The sequence below is a fragment of the Amycolatopsis antarctica genome (assembly GCF_002262875.1).
Lineage (GTDB): Bacteria > Actinomycetota > Actinomycetes > Mycobacteriales > Pseudonocardiaceae > Amycolatopsis > Amycolatopsis antarctica.
The window spans coordinates 52,447-68,439 of sequence record NZ_NKYE01000001.1; the positions used below are offsets into that span (position 1 = coordinate 52,447).

20 protein-coding genes are annotated in these 15,993 nt (G+C 70.6%); 5 read left to right on the forward strand and 15 right to left on the reverse strand.

Annotated elements, in window-relative coordinates; genetic code table 11:
• Window position 1: 1 nt before the first annotated feature.
• The 6 genes from CFN78_RS00270 to CFN78_RS00295 form a co-directional block, all read right to left on the reverse strand.
• Entirely contained in the window at window positions 2–313 is a 312-nt protein-coding gene (locus CFN78_RS00270; protein ID WP_094860503.1) for a hypothetical protein, read from the reverse strand.
• 69 nt (window positions 314–382) lie between these two features.
• Window positions 383–706, reverse strand: coding sequence for a YbaB/EbfC family nucleoid-associated protein (locus tag CFN78_RS00275; protein WP_165777396.1), 324 nt, complete (start codon window positions 704–706; stop codon window positions 383–385).
• 190 nt (window positions 707–896) lie between these two features.
• Window positions 897–1,391, reverse strand: a complete 495-nt coding sequence (locus tag CFN78_RS00280; RefSeq protein ID WP_133116261.1) for a hypothetical protein — start codon at window positions 1,389–1,391, stop codon at window positions 897–899.
• 122 nt (window positions 1,392–1,513) lie between these two features.
• Complete coding sequence (locus CFN78_RS00285) at window positions 1,514–2,467, reverse strand: glutamate ABC transporter substrate-binding protein (protein WP_094860506.1); 954 nt, start codon at window positions 2,465–2,467, stop codon at window positions 1,514–1,516.
• An 11-nt stretch (window positions 2,468–2,478) separates the two neighbouring features.
• Window positions 2,479–3,882, reverse strand: a complete 1,404-nt coding sequence (locus CFN78_RS00290; protein WP_094860507.1) for a hypothetical protein — start codon at window positions 3,880–3,882, stop codon at window positions 2,479–2,481.
• Window positions 3,883–3,950: 68 nt separating this feature from the next.
• Window positions 3,951–4,604, reverse strand: coding sequence for a TetR/AcrR family transcriptional regulator (locus CFN78_RS00295; RefSeq protein WP_094860508.1), 654 nt, complete (start codon window positions 4,602–4,604; stop codon window positions 3,951–3,953).
• Window positions 4,605–4,681: 77 nt separating this feature from the next.
• Here CFN78_RS00295 and CFN78_RS00300 point away from each other — a divergent pair, with 77 nt between their 5' ends.
• Entirely contained in the window at window positions 4,682–5,161 is a 480-nt protein-coding gene (locus CFN78_RS00300; protein ID WP_240519162.1) for a DUF1453 domain-containing protein, read from the forward strand.
• Here the strand turns inward: CFN78_RS00300 and CFN78_RS00305 are convergent.
• The 5 genes from CFN78_RS00305 to CFN78_RS00320 form a co-directional block, all read right to left on the reverse strand.
• The gene (locus tag CFN78_RS00305) at window positions 5,147–6,424 is read right to left on the reverse strand and encodes a helix-turn-helix domain-containing protein (protein WP_094860509.1); all 1,278 of its coding nucleotides are present in this window, start codon (window positions 6,422–6,424) and stop codon (window positions 5,147–5,149) included. The two genes, CFN78_RS00300 and CFN78_RS00305, sit on opposite strands and share 15 nt — an antisense overlap.
• A gap of 197 nt (window positions 6,425–6,621) precedes the next feature.
• Window positions 6,622–7,260, reverse strand: a complete 639-nt coding sequence (locus CFN78_RS00310; protein ID WP_094860510.1) for an N-acetylmuramoyl-L-alanine amidase — start codon at window positions 7,258–7,260, stop codon at window positions 6,622–6,624.
• An 820-nt stretch (window positions 7,261–8,080) separates the two neighbouring features.
• Window positions 8,081–8,284 (reverse strand): cold-shock protein, encoded by a 204-nt coding sequence (locus CFN78_RS00315; RefSeq protein ID WP_094860511.1) that lies wholly within the window; start codon window positions 8,282–8,284, stop codon window positions 8,081–8,083.
• Between the two features lie 133 nt (window positions 8,285–8,417).
• Window positions 8,418–8,591, reverse strand: coding sequence for a hypothetical protein (locus CFN78_RS28950; RefSeq protein WP_165777397.1), 174 nt, complete (start codon window positions 8,589–8,591; stop codon window positions 8,418–8,420).
• An 11-nt stretch (window positions 8,592–8,602) separates the two neighbouring features.
• Window positions 8,603–9,553, reverse strand: coding sequence for an acyl-CoA desaturase (locus CFN78_RS00320; protein ID WP_094860512.1), 951 nt, complete (start codon window positions 9,551–9,553; stop codon window positions 8,603–8,605).
• Window positions 9,554–10,152: 599 nt separating this feature from the next.
• Here CFN78_RS00320 and CFN78_RS00325 point away from each other — a divergent pair.
• From CFN78_RS00325 to CFN78_RS00335, 3 genes are all read left to right on the forward strand, one after another.
• Window positions 10,153–10,569 (forward strand): acyl-CoA thioesterase, encoded by a 417-nt coding sequence (locus CFN78_RS00325; protein ID WP_094860513.1) that lies wholly within the window; start codon window positions 10,153–10,155, stop codon window positions 10,567–10,569.
• Window positions 10,570–10,648: 79 nt separating this feature from the next.
• The gene (locus CFN78_RS00330) at window positions 10,649–11,014 is read left to right on the forward strand and encodes a hypothetical protein (RefSeq protein ID WP_094860514.1); all 366 of its coding nucleotides are present in this window, start codon (window positions 10,649–10,651) and stop codon (window positions 11,012–11,014) included.
• Window positions 11,007–11,444: a hypothetical protein gene (locus tag CFN78_RS00335; protein WP_094860515.1), complete on the forward strand. Its 438-nt coding sequence runs from the start codon at window positions 11,007–11,009 to the stop codon at window positions 11,442–11,444. The genes CFN78_RS00330 and CFN78_RS00335 overlap by 8 nt, the downstream gene beginning before the upstream one ends.
• 145 nt (window positions 11,445–11,589) lie before the next feature.
• Here the strand turns inward: CFN78_RS00335 and purU are convergent, their stop codons facing one another.
• The 4 genes from purU to CFN78_RS00355 form a co-directional block, all read right to left on the reverse strand.
• Window positions 11,590–12,474, reverse strand: coding sequence for a formyltetrahydrofolate deformylase (gene purU, locus CFN78_RS00340; protein WP_205660383.1), 885 nt, complete (start codon window positions 12,472–12,474; stop codon window positions 11,590–11,592).
• A 39-nt stretch (window positions 12,475–12,513) separates the two neighbouring features.
• Window positions 12,514–13,245, reverse strand: coding sequence for a maleylpyruvate isomerase family mycothiol-dependent enzyme (locus CFN78_RS00345; RefSeq protein ID WP_240519163.1), 732 nt, complete (start codon window positions 13,243–13,245; stop codon window positions 12,514–12,516).
• Window positions 13,246–13,433: 188 nt separating this feature from the next.
• Entirely contained in the window at window positions 13,434–14,288 is an 855-nt protein-coding gene (locus tag CFN78_RS00350) for a class I SAM-dependent methyltransferase (protein WP_240519164.1), read from the reverse strand.
• A gap of 56 nt (window positions 14,289–14,344) precedes the next feature.
• Entirely contained in the window at window positions 14,345–14,845 is a 501-nt protein-coding gene (locus tag CFN78_RS00355; RefSeq protein WP_094860516.1) for a DUF2505 domain-containing protein, read from the reverse strand.
• Between the two features lie 68 nt (window positions 14,846–14,913).
• Between CFN78_RS00355 and CFN78_RS00360 the strand changes: the two genes are divergently transcribed.
• Window positions 14,914–15,990, forward strand: a complete 1,077-nt coding sequence (locus CFN78_RS00360; RefSeq protein ID WP_094861016.1) for a UDP-N-acetylmuramate dehydrogenase — start codon at window positions 14,914–14,916, stop codon at window positions 15,988–15,990.
• Window positions 15,991–15,993: the final 3 nt, after the last annotated feature.

The following is a 15,993-nucleotide window of genomic DNA, read 5'->3' on the forward strand; positions in this document are numbered from 1 at the left end:
CTCACTCCCGCCGCAGGGATTCGGCACCCTTGGTGTCGGCCGCCTGGTAGTCCTGCACGCACAGCTCGCCCGCCTCGGCCAGCTTCCGGACCGCGCCCGCGATCCGGGTCGCCTCCTCGTTCAGCCGCTGCTCGCCGGGCGAGAACCCGGCCAGGAATCCCTGGCCCATCGGGCCCTGCCCGATGCCACCGGTGCCGTTCGCGACCGCGGAGGACCACTTCTGCCCGAAGTTGTCGCCCGCGCTGCCGACGCCGGTCATCGCCGTCGTGGTGGCGTCGATGTTCATGTGCACGCCGTTCTGTTCGCCCGCCATCGTGTTTCTCCTTGCCTCGATGGACTTGCCCTCAACGGATTTCGTGGTGGCCGTGTGCTCGGACCGGGATCAGTTGCCGGGCGTGACGCTCGGCAACTCCCGTAGCCGCATGGTCAGCGTGAACGCGCGCTCGTCGGCCGCCGCTCGCGCCGCCCGGTAGGTCTGCTCGATCGCGCGGGACAGTGCCTTCGAGTCGGGATCGCGATAGATCCGGGGGTCCAGCGTCAGCTCCAGCAGGTCTCCGCGCGCGTCCACCTTCGCCGAGATCCAGCCGTCTTCGGACTCGGCCACCTCGACGATCTCGGCCAGTTCGCGCTGCACCGCACGAATCTCCGCGGACAACTGCTCGAACCGTGCGGGCTGGTAGCTCAGCTCGATGTGTCGGGTTTCCATCACCATCCGCCTTCCCGAGGGTGAACCGGGTCGGATCAACCCTGCCGCGCGGGGTGCGTGCGGGCTCCCGCCCTGACCGCTTCCTGCCAGGGATCTTCGACCGGAAGGTGCTGGGCACGGCCGTGTGCGGGCGGACGAGGCCGTTCGTTGGTGGCGACGCCGGGTCACCGTCGTGGTACCGGCCGGGCGGTCAGTCCGTGAAGCTCCCGGACAGCTTGGCGGTGTTGTTGCTTCCCGCCGACCCGCCGCCGCCGGTCCGGGTCACCAGCTTCCCGTTCACGGTTGCCGTCGCGGCCATGTCGCCGCCGGTGTGCTGAAGGGTCAGGGTCCACTCGTGGCGGCCCGCGCCGTACGGCACGACGACCGACTTGCGCCACGGCAGCGTCACCGCCGTCTCCTCGCTGACCTCCGCGTCGAGGGTGAAGGCGAGCGAGGTGAGGGTGGCCGTGCCGGTCACCTCGACCTCCAGCCGGTGTTCCTGCTGGGCCGGGGCGGAGGAAGCCGCGGGGGCCGCCTCCGCCGGTGGCGGCGTCGTCGTCGGAGACGTCTGGCCGCACGCGGTGAGCAGGCCGGCCCCGAGCACCGCGGCGACCACGGTCCGGGCGGGGGCGTGCGGAGGTCGCTCCACCCGCGGCGTTCGCCGGTTCCGTTGCCGGGGGCTCGGCTCGTCGTGTCGGGTCTGCATCACCATGCGCCTTCGCCGAGGGTGAACCGGGTCGGATTCACCCTGCCGCCCGACAACGGGCGGGCGCCCACCGTGACCGCTTCCTGCCAGCGAGCTTCGACCGGAAGGTGGGCGGAGGAGGCCTATTTGTAGCTGGGCGGAGGCGGAGAAGCGGGCCCGAGGCGCGCGGTGAGCCAGCGGTCGTAGCTCGCCTGCCACGGTCCGGTGTTGCGGACGGTCTCCAGCACCGAGTTCACGTACCGGACCATGTCCTCGTTCTGTTTCGGGATCCCGATGCCGTACGGCTCCTCGGTGAACTTACCGCCGACGATCTTCGTCGTCGGGTCCTGTTCGAGCATCCCGGCCAGGATGACGTCGTCGGTCGACACCGCCTCCACCTGGCCCTGCTGCAACATCACCAGGCAGTCCGACCAGTTCTCCACGGACACCGGTACCGGTTTCGCCGAGTTCTTGGTGATGTTCTTCAGCGAGGTCGACCCCTTCGCCGCACACACCGGCTTGCCGCCGAGGTCGGCAAGGCTGGCGGCGGGGGAGCCCTCGTTCACCAGCACCCGCTGCCCGGCGACGTAGTACACCGAGGAGAAGTTGATCGACTTCAGGCGGGTGCAGTTGACGGTGAACGTGCGCACCACCATGTCCACCTCGCCTGCCTTCAGCACCTGCTCGCGCTGCTGCGAGGAGATCGCGCGGAACTGGATGGCGTTGGCGTCGCCGAACAGCGCCTTCGCGACCTCGCGCGCCATGTCGATGTCGAAACCTTCGAGGTTGCCGTTCGTCGGGTTCCGGAATCCGAACAGGAAGGTGTTCTGGTCCACGCCGACGACGAGTTTCCCGCGCTTGCGAATCTTGTCCATTGTGGACCCTTCGGCGACGTCGCCGGAAGGTGCGAGACTGGCGGTCGCGTTGCAGTCGTCGCCGCCCGCCCCGCCGGTGTCCGCCTCGCCGCCGCCGACGTTCGCCGGTTTCGGCCGCTCCACCGCGCCCACCGGCGCCGGGTCCACCGGCGCTCCGGGAGAACCGCAACCGCCGGCCAGCAACACCGCCGCCAGCAGTAGTGCCACACGCTTCGATCTCATGTCCCCGCCCCTCACCGGTACTCCCGCAACCGTTCCCGGATGCCCAGGGTCACGCCGAGCGCCGCCACCACCATCAGCACCGCGAACCCGGGTGCCAGCAGGGTCAGCGCCCGCGAACTGCCGACGGTGTCGTCCAGGAAAGCCTGGCGGGTGACGCCGATGCCCTGCGCGAGATTTCCGTCCAGCCGGTAGAAAGCCGTCGCCGTGCCGTCCTGGCGGGCGCCGTCGATCGCCAGGCTGACCGCTCCCTGGTAGTCGCCGGAGTCGTCGAGTGCGCGGACCTCGGTGTGCGCGGCGAACCAGGCTCGCGCGTCGGCGGTGGCCGCGTCGGAGAACCGTGTCATCTCCGGCTGCGCCCCGTCGCGCGCCTCGCGTAGCAGTCCGCCGTTACCGTCCGGCCCGGCCAGCGTCTGTCCCAGCGCGACGAAGTCCTTTTCGTACCTGCCGCCGTCGCCGCGGGCGACCAGGGTGAGTGTTTCGTCCGCGCGGGCCTGCAGCGCGGCGATCCGGGCCCGCACCAGGACATCGGCGCGCTCGGTGCCCTCGGTCGCGCCGTTGCCGACGAGCACCGTCTGCACGGTGAGCGCGGTCCCGCTCCACAGGATCGCGACGCCGGTGGCGATGCTGGCGACCATGAGCCCCACGTTGATCACGCGATTGGTCTTGCGGCGCAAGTAGATCTGCGTGGCGATGAGGGCGGCGAGCAGGCCGAGTACGAGCAGCGTGGTGAAGAACGGGAAGGAGGTCGCGTCGTCCTGCTCCTGGCTGAGCCGTTCGGTGTCGATGCGGTACAGATCCTGTGCGGCGGGCAGGATCTGGGACCGCATCAGTTCGGACGCCTCGCGCAGATACGAGGCGCCGGCGGGGAAACCCTGGCGGTTGTTCGCCCTCGCCGTCTCGATCAGTCCTGTGTAGACGGGAATCTGCCTGCTCAGCGTGTCGACGCGCTCGGAGGACTCGGCGCCCTCCGAGTCGGAGGCCGCCTTCGCCAGCGCCGCGCCCGCCTGCGCGATGTCCACTTCGTAGCGGTCGCGCAGTTCGGCAGGCTCGGAGCCGGTGGAGAGGAACGCGCTCGCGGACGTCGCGTCGGCGTCGGACAGCGAGCGATACACCTGCTGCGCGGCGGCGGCGAGCGGTTCCCGGTGGTCGACCAGGCCGTCGATGGTGTCCTGCTTGCCCTGGACGGCGAACGTGCCGACGAGGGCGGTGAGCAGGGCGAGCACCACCAGGCCGAGCGCGATGACGGACAGCCTGCCGGGAGTGTTGCCCGCGGACCGGACGAGGCGGCGGACGGCGTTGCGCGGCAGGGCGAGCAGCCAGCCGAGCCCGGACCTGCCCTGGTCCCGCTCCGCGTCCGGACCGGGCGGCGCCGGCTGGGACACGGGGCCCGCCTGCCGCGTCGCGGTGCTCGTCATCCTCAGTTCCTCCGCCCCCGTGGTGACTTCGCCGATGAACGTATCCGAGTGGGTGCCGGGGTGAGCAGTTACCTGCGCATTGTGTCCCGATCGTGGACTCCGGCGGGCCGGGAATCCCCGGATTCGCTGCTCAGTGAGTCCAGATGGGTGCGCACGACCTGGCGGGCGAGGTCCGGTGGCGTACGTGCGGGGTGGACGACGGCGTTGGTGACCAGCCCGTCGATCAGTGCGGTGAGCCGGACTGTCTCCACGGCGATGTCGATGCCGGGGCGCAGCTTTCCGCGTTCGGCGGAGCCGGTGAGGATCCGGGCGACGAGAGTGCGCGTGTCCTTGGCGAACCGGTCGGCGTGCCTGCGTAGTTCGGGTCGTTTGCGCGCGGCGGTCGTGAGTTCCAGCCACACCAGCGATTCCGCGCGCCGCTGTTCGTCGAGGGGGAGGAGTTCACCGAGCATGTCCTCGACGACGGCGCGCGGATCGGCGTCGGTGAGCCTGGCCAGGTGCGCCCGCAACCGAGCGCCGACCCGTGCGTTGTAGGTCTCCATCGCGAACGCCAGCAGTTCCTCGTAGTCGGCGAAGTAGTGCCGGACCGAGCCGATGGCGAGCCCGGCCTCGCGGGCGATCACCCGCAATGTGGCGTGTTCGATGCCGCTGCGCGCGATCACGCGGCAGACGGCGTCCGCGATGGCCAGGCGCCGGGCGGCGGGGTCGACGATCTTCGGCACGTTGACTGTTATAGCACGCACTTGCTATTTTATTTAGCGTCAACGTGCCAAATAAAGCTCGGGAAAACGATGCGCCAATGGTTGCCGACCGCGCTGATCGTGGCGGCCGTCGTCGTCCTGTGGTCCGCAGGCTGCGCGGGGAGCCGCTCGTCGCGCGGGAACTCTGGGGAGCACCGCTGGTCCTCGGCGCGATCGGGGTGTACGGGGTCTGCACGCTGCCGGTCGTCACACCCGCCGACCTCGGCTGGCTGGCGGGTGATTCCGGGCTCGGGCTCACGCTCGGGATGGTTCGCGGCCGGACCGTGCGGGTGTTCGCCCGCGACGGCGTGCTCTGGCAGCGGTACCGTTGGTCCACCCTCGGCGTCTGGGTCGGCAGCACGCTGCTCGGGGCGGGCTTCGGGTTTCTCGCCGTCGCCGGCGGCATGCACGAGGACGCGCGGCCGATGACCCTGTCGATCGGGGTCGGCCTGCTGGGCGAGGCCCTGTCCATCGGCAGGCGCGCGCTCGCCTCGGGGGTCCCGTTCGCGCCGGCGGGCGCCGGCCTATTCGCGCGGTGACCGGATGGCGGGTGCCGTCGAGTGCGGCAGTACCTCGGCCGGGTCGGCGGGGTACAGCAGGCGGACGTCGATGTTCTCGGCGAACCGGTACGGCCTCGGTTCGAGCAGCCCGCCGAAGTGCCTGCGCAGCCGGGACATCTCGGCGCGGACGGTCACCGTGCGGGCCGGATCGCCGAACAGGTCGAGCGCCAGTTCCGCGGCCGACCGCCCGCCGCGATCGCGCGCCAGCACGTACAGCATCTCCGCGTGCCGGGGCGTCAGCGTCCGGGTCCAGGTACCGCCCGCGCCGGTGACGGTGAACGAGCAGTTCCTCGGCGAACGCAGATCGAGCACCACCCGGGTGGGCGCCCCGTCCGGATCGGCGCCCTCTGCCTGCCGGATCAGCCAGCCGCCCGGCACCGGTTCCAGCACGCAACCGCCGTAACCGGGCAGCCAGGCCGGGCCGGGACCGCAGTCGGCGGGCAGCGCGATCCGGTCGGCGGGCGCGAGCCCGGTCGCCGCGGCGACCCAGCCGTGCGGGTCGGTGATCACCGCGCTTCCGGTGACCCTGGCCAGCGCCGGGACGGCGATCGCCCGCAGGCGTTCCAGGTCGATCAGGTGCGCCTGCCGTAGTTGTGCCTCCGCCAGCCGGGTGACGGCGTCGACCAGCGCCAGGGTGCTGGCGTGCACGGTCGCCGCCGGCCCGGACAGGTCCACGACGCCGAGCAGCCGTCCGTCGCGCGGATCGTGCACCGGCGCGGCGGCACAGGTCCAGCCGTGGTGCGAGCGGACGTAGTGCTCGGCGGAGTAGACCTGCACCGGACGGCGGGCGACCAGTGCCGTACCGATCGCGTTGGTGCCGACGGCGTCCTCGTGCCAGGAGACGCCCTCGGTGAAACCGAGGCCGTCGGCGCGCCTGCGGACCGCGGTGCTGCCGTCGCGCCAGAGCACCCGTCCGTCCGCGTCGACCAGCACGACGATGTGCGCGGCCTCCTCGGCGACGCTGGTGAGGTTGACGCGCAGGATGCCCCAGGCCTCGGTCAGCCCGCTGCGCCTGCGCCGCTGTTCCAGTTCGGCCGGGCCGAGGGGATCCACCTGGCCGCCGCGATCCGGGTCGAGGCCGAGCCTGCGCATGCGCTGCCAGGACGCGCCGATCACCGGCCGGGGCGCGGCCGGCATCGCGGAGCCGGACAGCGCCGCCTCGTGCACCCTGGCCAGGACACGCGCGTACCGCCGGGGGTCGGCCCCGACGGGCAACGCTGCCTCGAGGTGTTCCTGGCTCAATACGGTCCCTGAAATGCCGTCCCTGGCTCGCCTGACTGCGTCCGTCCCGCCAGTGTGGACCTCGTGGACGCGCGGCGAAAGTGAACGGGCGATCGCACCCGGAGACGACGAACGCCGGGGTGGCGACCGCGCAGTGCGGATGCCACCCCGGCGTCGGGCCGGGATCAGGGGCGGATCAGCCTCGGATCAGTCTGGGATCAGGCCGCGTACTGGGCGACGAGCTGCATGTAGTGGTCCCAGTTCCAGTGCGGTCCCGGGTCGGTGTGCGTGGCGCCGGGAACCTCGTTGTGGCCGACGATGTGCTGACGGTCCAGCGGGATGCCGTGCGTCTTGACGGCGTTCGCGGTGACCTTGGCCGAGGCCTGGTACATGGCTTCGGTGAACCACTTCGGGTCGTCGACGAAGCCCTCGTGCTCGATGCCGATCGAGGTCTCGTTGTAGCTCCAGTTGCCCGCGTGCCAGGCGATGTCCTTCTCCGGCACCGACTGGGCGACCTTGCCGTCGCTCGAACGGACCGTGTAGTGCGCCGAGACCTGGGCCTCCGGGTTGGCGAACCAGCTCAGCGAGCCCGCCCAGCTCCCCTGGGTCACGTGGATGACGACCTTGTTGATCGGGGTGGAGCCGGGGCGGCTGGCCGCCGAGTAGTTCTCCGGGCTCGCCGGGTGCTGTTCGGCACCGGGGAAGTCGGCGATCCAGGCGCTCTCCTTGCCGACCGCGTTGGGCGGGTTCTCGATGCCCGCGCCGGAACTGTCGGCCGCGGCCACACCGGGGCCGGTCAGCATGATTCCGACCGACATCGCTCCGGCCGCGAGAACGGCCCCCAGACTCTTTCGCATTGCAGCTCCGTTTTCGATAAGGCGCCACATTCCGTCCGCGGACACGTCTCGCGCATGAGCGTCCCGCCGAATATCGCGAGTGCGCATTCGGCGGAGAAAGGCGTGCTGGAAACCGGACTTCATGGGGAGCAGGGTGCAGGGAATTGAGCTGTCCGGAAGTTTCCAACCAAGCGGTCAGCTCGGCAATATGCGTCGGACACATACGTTGCCTGCGTTATCTCATTGTGACCGTCGCTGCTGCTCGTACCGCATGCCGTACCGCCGAACAGCGCAAGCCATAGGTCGTACCGGCGGTTCCGGTCCCGGGCGAGCGGGAACCCGGAGGGCGTCAACGGTCGGGTGGAGGCCGCGGAGCGGGTCCGGCCGACTCGGCCGCGACGTTGGGCCGACCCGGTGAACATTTCTGTGCGGCCGGAGCGGGAACTCGGAAAGTGTGCGGATGTGACTTGCTGTTTCCTTGCCGGTTCTCGGTACCGGGTCGACGAGAACGTTTCCGTTCGGCCCCGAGCGGGCCGCGACGAATTCACGGCCATCGCGTTGTCCGTTGCCCCGCGACTGGGTCGTAATGAGCCGGTCTCGGAGTTCCTGGTTTCCGGAATCGTTCGCCGCCGATCCGGTCGAGGGGGTTCGCACCCGCACCGGTCCCGGTCATCGCTCGATCCCGAGGGCGAGGCGGGCCGCCGCCGCTCGGCTCCGATCGCACGGTCGGCCCTGCTCCGGCGAGGTACTCGCGCGGCGGAACGTCCGCGGGGAGGGGAGGGCGCAAAAAACGAAGCCGCCACCTGCGAACAGGTGACGGCTTCGAGTGAAGAGCGTTGGGTCAGATAACGCTGACCGAGGTAGCCTGCGGGCCCTTCTGGCCCTGGCCGATCTCGAACTCAACGCGGGCGTTCTCGTCCAGGGTGCGGAACCCGTTGCCCTGGATCTCCGAGTAGTGCACGAAGACGTCGCCGCCGCCGTTGTCGGGGGTGATGAAGCCAAACCCCTTCTCGGAGTTGAACCACTTAACAGTGCCCTGCGTCATAAAAAAATCTCCTGTGTGACAAAAATAAGGATGGCGCCAGAAGGCGACTGCCTCCCGGAGCCAAGAGAAGTCAAGCACACACGAGCGGGAAAAGCGAGCGATCCCACCGAACGTGTGCTTGGCGACAAGTCGGCTACTCGCCGGACGCCGCTACGGCGTCCTGGCTGAACGGGGAGCGCTGCGTCGCGTCGAACGCCACGGCGGACTGGCCCGCGTCGAACTCGCCGGCCTCGGCCGGCGCGCTGAACTGCACGGGCGCCACCCCGGAGGTGCGTGCCGCGTCCTGCGGCCTCGCCTCGTTGATCATGGTTGCCCCTCTCAATTCTTGATGGTGATCCGGGTGAGCCGGGTAGGTGTCGGCCAGCGGACGTTCCAGGCCCAGCCGAGCTTCTCGAAGATCCAGATCAGTCGCGCGGAGATGTCGATCTGCCCCCGCAGCACCCCGTGCCGCGCGCAGGTCGGGTCCGCGTGGTGCAGATTGTGCCACGACTCACCGAAGGACAAGATCGCAAGCGGCCAGAAATTCGCGGCCTTGTCGCGGCTGGCGAACGGACGCTCGCCGATCATGTGGCAGATCGAGTTGACCGACCAGGTGACGTGGTGCAGCAGGCCGACCCGGACGACGCCCGCCCAGAAGGCCGCCGTGACACCGCCCCACACCGACCAGGTGATCAGGCCGCCGACGACCCCGGGCAGCAGGAAGGTCAGCGCCACCCAGAGTGGGAAGAGCGCGTCCACCCGCCTGATGTCCTTGTCGGCGAGCAGATCCGGGGCGAAGCGTTCGACGTTCGTCACGTCCCGCTGGAACAGCCAGCCCATGTGCGAGTGCCAGAAGCCCTTGGCCAGTGCCCGGGCCCCGGTGCCGAACATCCACGGGGAGTGCGGATCGCCCGCGCGGTCGGAGAACGCGTGATGCCTGCGGTGGTCGGCGACCCAGGTGGTGACCGGGCCCTGTGCCGACATGTTCCCGGCGATCGCGAGCAGGATCTTCAGCCAGCGCTTCGCCTTGAACGAGCCGTGGGTGAAGTAGCGGTGGTAGCCGGCCGTGACGCCGAGTCCGGTGAACGCGAAGAAGAGCGCCCCGATCCCGATGTCGAGCCAGCTCAGGCCCCAGCCCCAGGCGAAGGGAATGGTGGCCGCGAGCGCCACGATCGGCATCAGCACGAAGACCTTGACGGTCACGTGCTCCGGCATCGACCGCGTGCCGGAGATGATGGGCTTCGGCTTGCGGGGCGCTTCGGGCCGGGTCGGGATGTCCGTTGTGGACATGTACACCTCGTGTTTTTCTGACGCGCCGCGAAGGGCGGCGTCGCAATAATGGTCCGGCTCCGCGTGCCGGGAATTCACCGGGCACAGCTCGGGAGCGGTAAGTCAAGAATTACTCGGTTCTACGCGGTCGACCCCACCGACCAAATGAAGTTTTGACCAGGGCGCAGACTGTGAAACCGCGCCGTCGGGGTTGCTCCGTTCTCAACTGAGCGGGCCTACCGCGTACGTACCTACGCTACCGAAGGTACCCGATCGAACGGCCTGATGCCATGGGCCGTTTCGGGCCTGTACCTCGGTGCTTGTCCGTTCGCCCGTGCCGGCGGGGCCGCCCCGCGGGGGCTCGGCCCGGCAGCTTCGCACCGTTCGGCCGCGCTCGTCGAGGTCGCGGCGGTATCGGCTGATAATTTCCTCGATCCGCTGCTCGGTGCCGCATATTCTGCTGCGCCCGCGGAGTACGTAATGATTTTCGATCATGCTCGCGGCAGGGCGGAAACGGCCGGGAGAACGTGCTCCGGCACGTTCTTCGCAAAGCCGGCCGGTGAGGCGGACATCACATCGAGCTCGGTGCCCCCGGGCGGGCAGGCACTAGATTCCCTGCGGTGACGAGCTATGCGTACTGGGAGACCGTTCCGACGCGATGGAAGGACAACGACGTCTACGGGCACGTGAACAACGTCGTCCACTACTCGGTGATGGACACGATCATCAACCGCTGGCTGATCGAGCGGGCCGGGCTGGACATCCATCACGGGGCGACGATCGGCCTCTGCGTGGAGTCGCACTGCAACTACCACGGGGCGGTCGCCTTCCCGGACGTGCTGAAGGCCGGACTGCGCGTAGGCAAGCTGGGCCGGACGAGCGTGCGGTACGAGATCGGCATGTTCCGCGAGGACGGCGAGACGCTGATCGCGGAGGGCCACTTCGTGCACGTCTTCGTCGCCAGGGAGAGCCGCAGACCGGCCGAGATCACCGGCACCCTGCGCGAGGCGCTGGCCGGGATCCACCTCGCCGGGTAGCGCCGCCGGAGCGCCGGCCGCGCCTCTAGACTCGCGGTGTTCGGACCACGAGCGGTGGTAGCCGTCCCGGGGAGGATCGTTGGTCACTGGCTTCGCGGTGGCGGTAGCGCTGTGCTCGCTGGCGGTCGCCGGGTGGGCTTTCGTTCAGGTGGCGCGCAACCGCCCGCCTTCGGGAGCGTTGCTGATCGGGCTGGCCGTGGTCGAGGCGCTGCTCGTGGTGCAGACCGTGATCGCGGTGGTCCTGCTGCTCGGCGGCGACCGTCCGGCGAGCATGGCGACGTTCATCGGCTACCTGATCGGGGTGCTCGTGGTACTGCCGGTCGGCACGCTCTGGGCGCTCGCCGAACGCAGCCGGTCCAGTACCGCGGTACTCGGCGTGGCGTGCGTGACCGTGCCGGTGCTGGTCCTGCGGATGCACGAGGTCTGGGGAGGTGCCAGTGCCTGAGCGACAGGTGCCCGAGAGGCCGGTCCGGCCGGAGCCGCGCGCGACGGCGAGCGGGCCCGGCCGGGTGCTGGTCGCCGTCTACGCGATCTTCGCGCTCGGTGCGACCGCGCGCGCCGGGGTGCAGATCGCGACCCGGTTCGACGAGGCGCCGCTGGCCTACCTGCTCTCGGCCTTCGCCGCCGTGGTCTACGTCCTGGCCACGGTGGCGCTGGCCAGGTCGGGGCGCACCTGGTGGCTGATCGCGCTCGCGGCCTGCTCGGTCGAGCTCGCCGGGGTGCTGACGGTGGGCCTGCTGAGCGTCTTCGATCCCGCCGCGTTCCCGGACGCCACGGTCTGGTCGGCCTTCGGTCGCGGCTACCTGTTCATCCCGCTGGTGCTGCCCGCGATCGGGCTGGCCTGGCTCCGGCACACGCGCCCCCGCCCCGGCTGATCCACCCGCCCGATCGCGCAGGCCAATCCGGCGCGCAGCCCCCCGAACGGCCTAAGAAAAGCGCAATATGTCGACGTATTGCGAAACATCGTGCACACCGCATCGCAATATGTCGACGTATTGCGGTGGGTTGGGGTTGGGACGGTCAGAGGACGACGGTGCGGTTGCCGTGGACCAGGACGCGGTTCTCCAGGTGCCAGCGCAGCCCGCGCGCCAGGGTCACCTTCTCGATGTCCCGGCCCTTGCGGACCATGTCCGGCACGGCGTCGCCGTGGTCGACGCGGATGACGTCCTGCTCGATGATCGGCCCGGCGTCCAGGTCGGCGGTGACGTAGTGGCAGGTGGCGCCGACCAGCTTCACCCCGCGCGCGTGCGCCTGGTGGTACGGCCGCGCGCCGATGAACGAGGGCAGGAAGCTGTGGTGGATGTTCAGTGCGCGCCCGGACCACGCCTCGCACAGCGAGGGCGGCAGTACCTGCATGAACCTGGCCAGCACCACGGCGTGCGGATCGTGCTCGTCCACCAGCCCGGCGAGCCGGGTGAACGCCGCCGCCCTGCCTGCCGGATCGCCCGCCGGGAACGGCACGTGGTGGAACGGGATGCCATGCGCCCTGGTGATGTCGCCGAGGGTGGGGTGGTTACCGATGACGGCCCGGACGTCCACGTCCAGCTCGCCGGCCGCGACGCGGCCGAGCAGGTCGTAAAGGCAGTGGCCCTCCCGCGACACCAGCAGGACCACCCTTCGGCGTTCCGCCGTGTCCTCCACCCGCCAGTCCGCCGACGCGCTCAGCGCCTCGGCGACCCGGCCGAAGCGCTCGCGCAGCTCGTGCACGTCGAACGGCAGTGAGTCGGCGCGGACTTCCTGGCGGGTGAAGAACCAGCCGGAGTCCGGATCGGTGTGATACGCGGCCTCGACGATCCAGCCACCCGCGTCGGCCAGGAACGAGGCGATGCGCGCGACGATCCCGGTACGGTCCGGGCAGCCGAAGGTGATCACGTAGCGATGTTCAGGCGCTGACACGGCCGCCATCCTGCCGCATCGGCTCCGACCTGCGGTGATGCGGTGGTGTCACGGGGAGGCGAGCGGCTCCAGCAGGGCATGCTCGCCGTGCGTCTCGGCGGCGCTGGGCCTGCGCCACACAGCGCGGTAGATGTCGTCGGCGGTACCGGTGATCATCGTCTCCGGTTCGAATCCGGCCGGGATGTCCTCGGCCACGGTGACCACCGGTTCCTCGGTCGCGGCGAGCGTGATCGTCCAGCAGCGCGCCAGGTCCGAGGCCTGCACCAGGACGGTCCCGGACACGTGGATCTCGTTCCAGCCGGTGCGGCCGGGGACCATCGTGCGCAGCAGTTCGTCGATGCCGTCGGCGGCGAACTCCGGGTCGAAGACGACCGAGGGGTCACCGGCGGCGTGTTCGGCGTCCAGGCGGTGGATCGCCGCCTCGTGCGCCTGCCGCCTGGCCCAGGAGGCCGTCGTGCGGGCGTAGCCCTGGAACGGCAGCCACGCCGGGGCGTCCGGGCCGACGGCGAAGGCGTCCCGGACGTCCTCACGCTGCGCGTCCCACCAGCCGAGCACGGCTTCCCAGTCGTCCGGCGGGGTTTCCGGCCGGATGCCTTCGCCGCTCGGGTTGGCGATGGCGGCGAGTAGCCAGGAGTGCACCCTGGCCACATGGGTCACCAGCCTGTGCACCGTCCACTTAGGACACGTCGGGACGGGTGCCGCCGGACCCGCCTCGATGGCGGCGGCACGCAGCCCGTCGCAGTGGATCTCGATCGCCTGTAACGCTTTCTCGTACTCCACCGGCTCACCGTATGCCCTCCGCGCACGCCGGGGCCACCATCCGCCGGAGATCCGATCCCGACGTACGAACCGCTCCGGCCCGGTAGCTGGTATTTCGCGGGTTCGGTGCCGTCCGCGGCCGTGCCGAAGCACCCGATCGCGGGATTCGTGCCGATGTCCGACCACGGGCCGTAGCGATCTTCGCCAGGTCAGCGCGGGGCGACGGCGGACCAGTCCACCGTCAGCTCGCCGAGTCGCAGCCGGGCGGGACGGGACCGTACCGGCCAGCCGCGCGCGGCGAGCAGTTCCACGGTCGCCAGCCAGCGGGCCCGCGCGCCGTACGCCCGGTGCGGCGCGGCCGCCGCCCAGCATTCATCCACAGTGGACATAAAGGTGTGGATGCGCTCGCCGGGAACGTTGCGGTGGATCAGTGCCTTGGGCAGACGTTCGGCCACAGTGGACGGTCTGACCAGAGCGGAAACCTTGCAGGACAAGGTGAGCGACAGGGGCCCCTCGGCGGACAGGGTGACCCAGGAGCACAGCCTGCCGATCTCGTCGCAGGTCCCCTCGACGAGGATCCCGCCGGGCGCCAGCCGGTCCAGCATGGTCCGCCAGGCGGCGGCCACGTCGTCCTCGCCGTACTGCCGCAGCACGTTGAACGCCCGCACCACCGTCGGCCTGGTCCCGGCCAGTTCGAACCCGCCTCGCCGGAACTCCAGCCGGGGCGGGTCGGCCGAGGTGGCCGCGGCGGCCACCCGTTCCTGGTCGATCTCCAGCCCCAGCACCCGTACCCGGGGATGCGTCCGCCGCAGCCGCCTTGCCAGCTCGACCGTCGTCACCGGCGAGGCGCCGTAACCGAGGTCGACGACCAGCGGGTCGGCCGCGGCGCGCAGCGCACGGGAGGTCTCCGGACCGTCCGCGATCCACCGGTCGACGCGGCGCAGGCGGTTCGGGTTGGTGGTGCCGCGGGTCGGATTGCCCAGCGGCTGGTGGCGCGTGGCGGCCTGCCGCGCGGAGGGGGACGGGACCGTGCGGGCAGGGGCGTGCCGGGTGGAAGGAGACATGATCGGACGGTGGTTCGGTCGGCGGCTCGGTCAGCGGTGGCGAGGTGCGGACGGGCTCAGTTCGGACGGGCGAGCCACCGCGCGGTGAACTCGGCCTCGCGTTCGAGCAGCTTGGTGACCTGCTCGGCGATGACCCCCTCCAGCTTCCCGCCGATCAGCGGGATCCGGACCTTCACCTCGCCGGAGTTGCGCAGCGTGCTGCCGTTACCGGACGGAGTGAGATCGGTGCGCGCCGAGATCTCGCCGGGCACGCTGTCGACGGTGGCCTTGGCCGTGCCCGTATAGCCCTCGCCGGAGCGGCGGAACGTCTGCTGCCGGCGCACGATGAGGTCGCCGGAGTGGAACGAGCGCACGGCCTGCGGCAGTACCTCGGCCGGAATGCCCTGGCGGAGGGTGAACGTGACGTCGTCGCCGGAGACCGAGTGTTTGAGCAGTGCGGCACCGGTGCCACCGAGCTCGGCGAGGCGGGCGCGCAGCACGTCCTCCGCGGACAGTGCGGTCAGCACCTCGTCGACGCCCTCGGTGAACTCTGCGCGGTGCTCGATACGGGAGGCCATGAGGGCAGACAGTACCGTTGGCCGACGTGAGCGAGCAGGCGAGCGAACCGGTGGGGACCCCGCGACGGGTGCCCGGAGGTGAGGCGACGGTGGGCGAGTCCCTTTCCGGGCACACGACGCTGCGCCTCGGCGGCCCGGCCGGGCGTTTCGCGGTCGCGGCCACCGAGGACGAGGTGGTGCGCCTGGTCCGTGCCGCGGACGCCGCGGGCGAGCCGCTGCTGCTGCTCGGCGGCGGTTCCAACCTCGTCGTCGGCGACGAGGGCTTTCCCGGCCTCGTGGTGCGGATCGCCACCACCGGCTGGGTGGTCGGCGAGGAGTCCGGCGGCGAGCGGACGGTGAACGTGGCCGCGGGCCAGGACTGGGACGAGTTCGTCGCGGCGATGACCAGCGCCGGCGTCGGCGGGCACGAATGTCTGTCCGGCATCCCCGGTCACGTCGGCGCGACCCCCATCCAGAACGTCGGCGCCTACGGCTGCGAGATCAGCGAGACCCTGCGTTCGATCCGGCTCTACGACCGCCGAACCGGCGAGATCCGCGAGCTCGACGCCACCGAGCTGGGCTTCGGTTACCGCACCAGCGTCCTCAAGGGCACCGACCTCGGCGTCGTGCTCGGTGTCCGTTTCGGGCTGCGCGCCGATGGCCTGTCCAGCCCGATCCGGTACCCGGAGCTGGCCGGGAAGCTGGGCGTCGAGGTCGGCGCGCGGGTGCCCGCCGAGCTGGCCCGCGCGGCCGTGCTGGAGCTGCGGGCGGGTAAGGGCATGGTGCTCGACCCGGACGACCACGACACCTGGAGCGCGGGGTCCTTCTTCACCAATCCGATCGTGTCCGCCGCCGAGGCGGACGCCGTGCTGGCCCGCATCACGGCGGCGGTCGGCGCGGACGTGCGCGTGCCGCGCTACCCGGCGGGCGCGGACGTGAAGTTCTCCGCGGCCTGGCTAATCGAGCGGGCGGGCTTCGGCAAGGGGCACGCGGGTCCCGGCGGCCGCGTATCCCTGTCCGGCAAGCACACCCTGGCCCTGACCAACCGCGGTGGCGCCGCCACGGCCGACCTGCTCGCGCTCGCGCGGGAGGTGCGTGACGGCGTCCGGGACCGCTTCGGGGTGACGCTGCACGCCGAGCCGCTGCTGATCAACTGCAGCTTCTGAGCG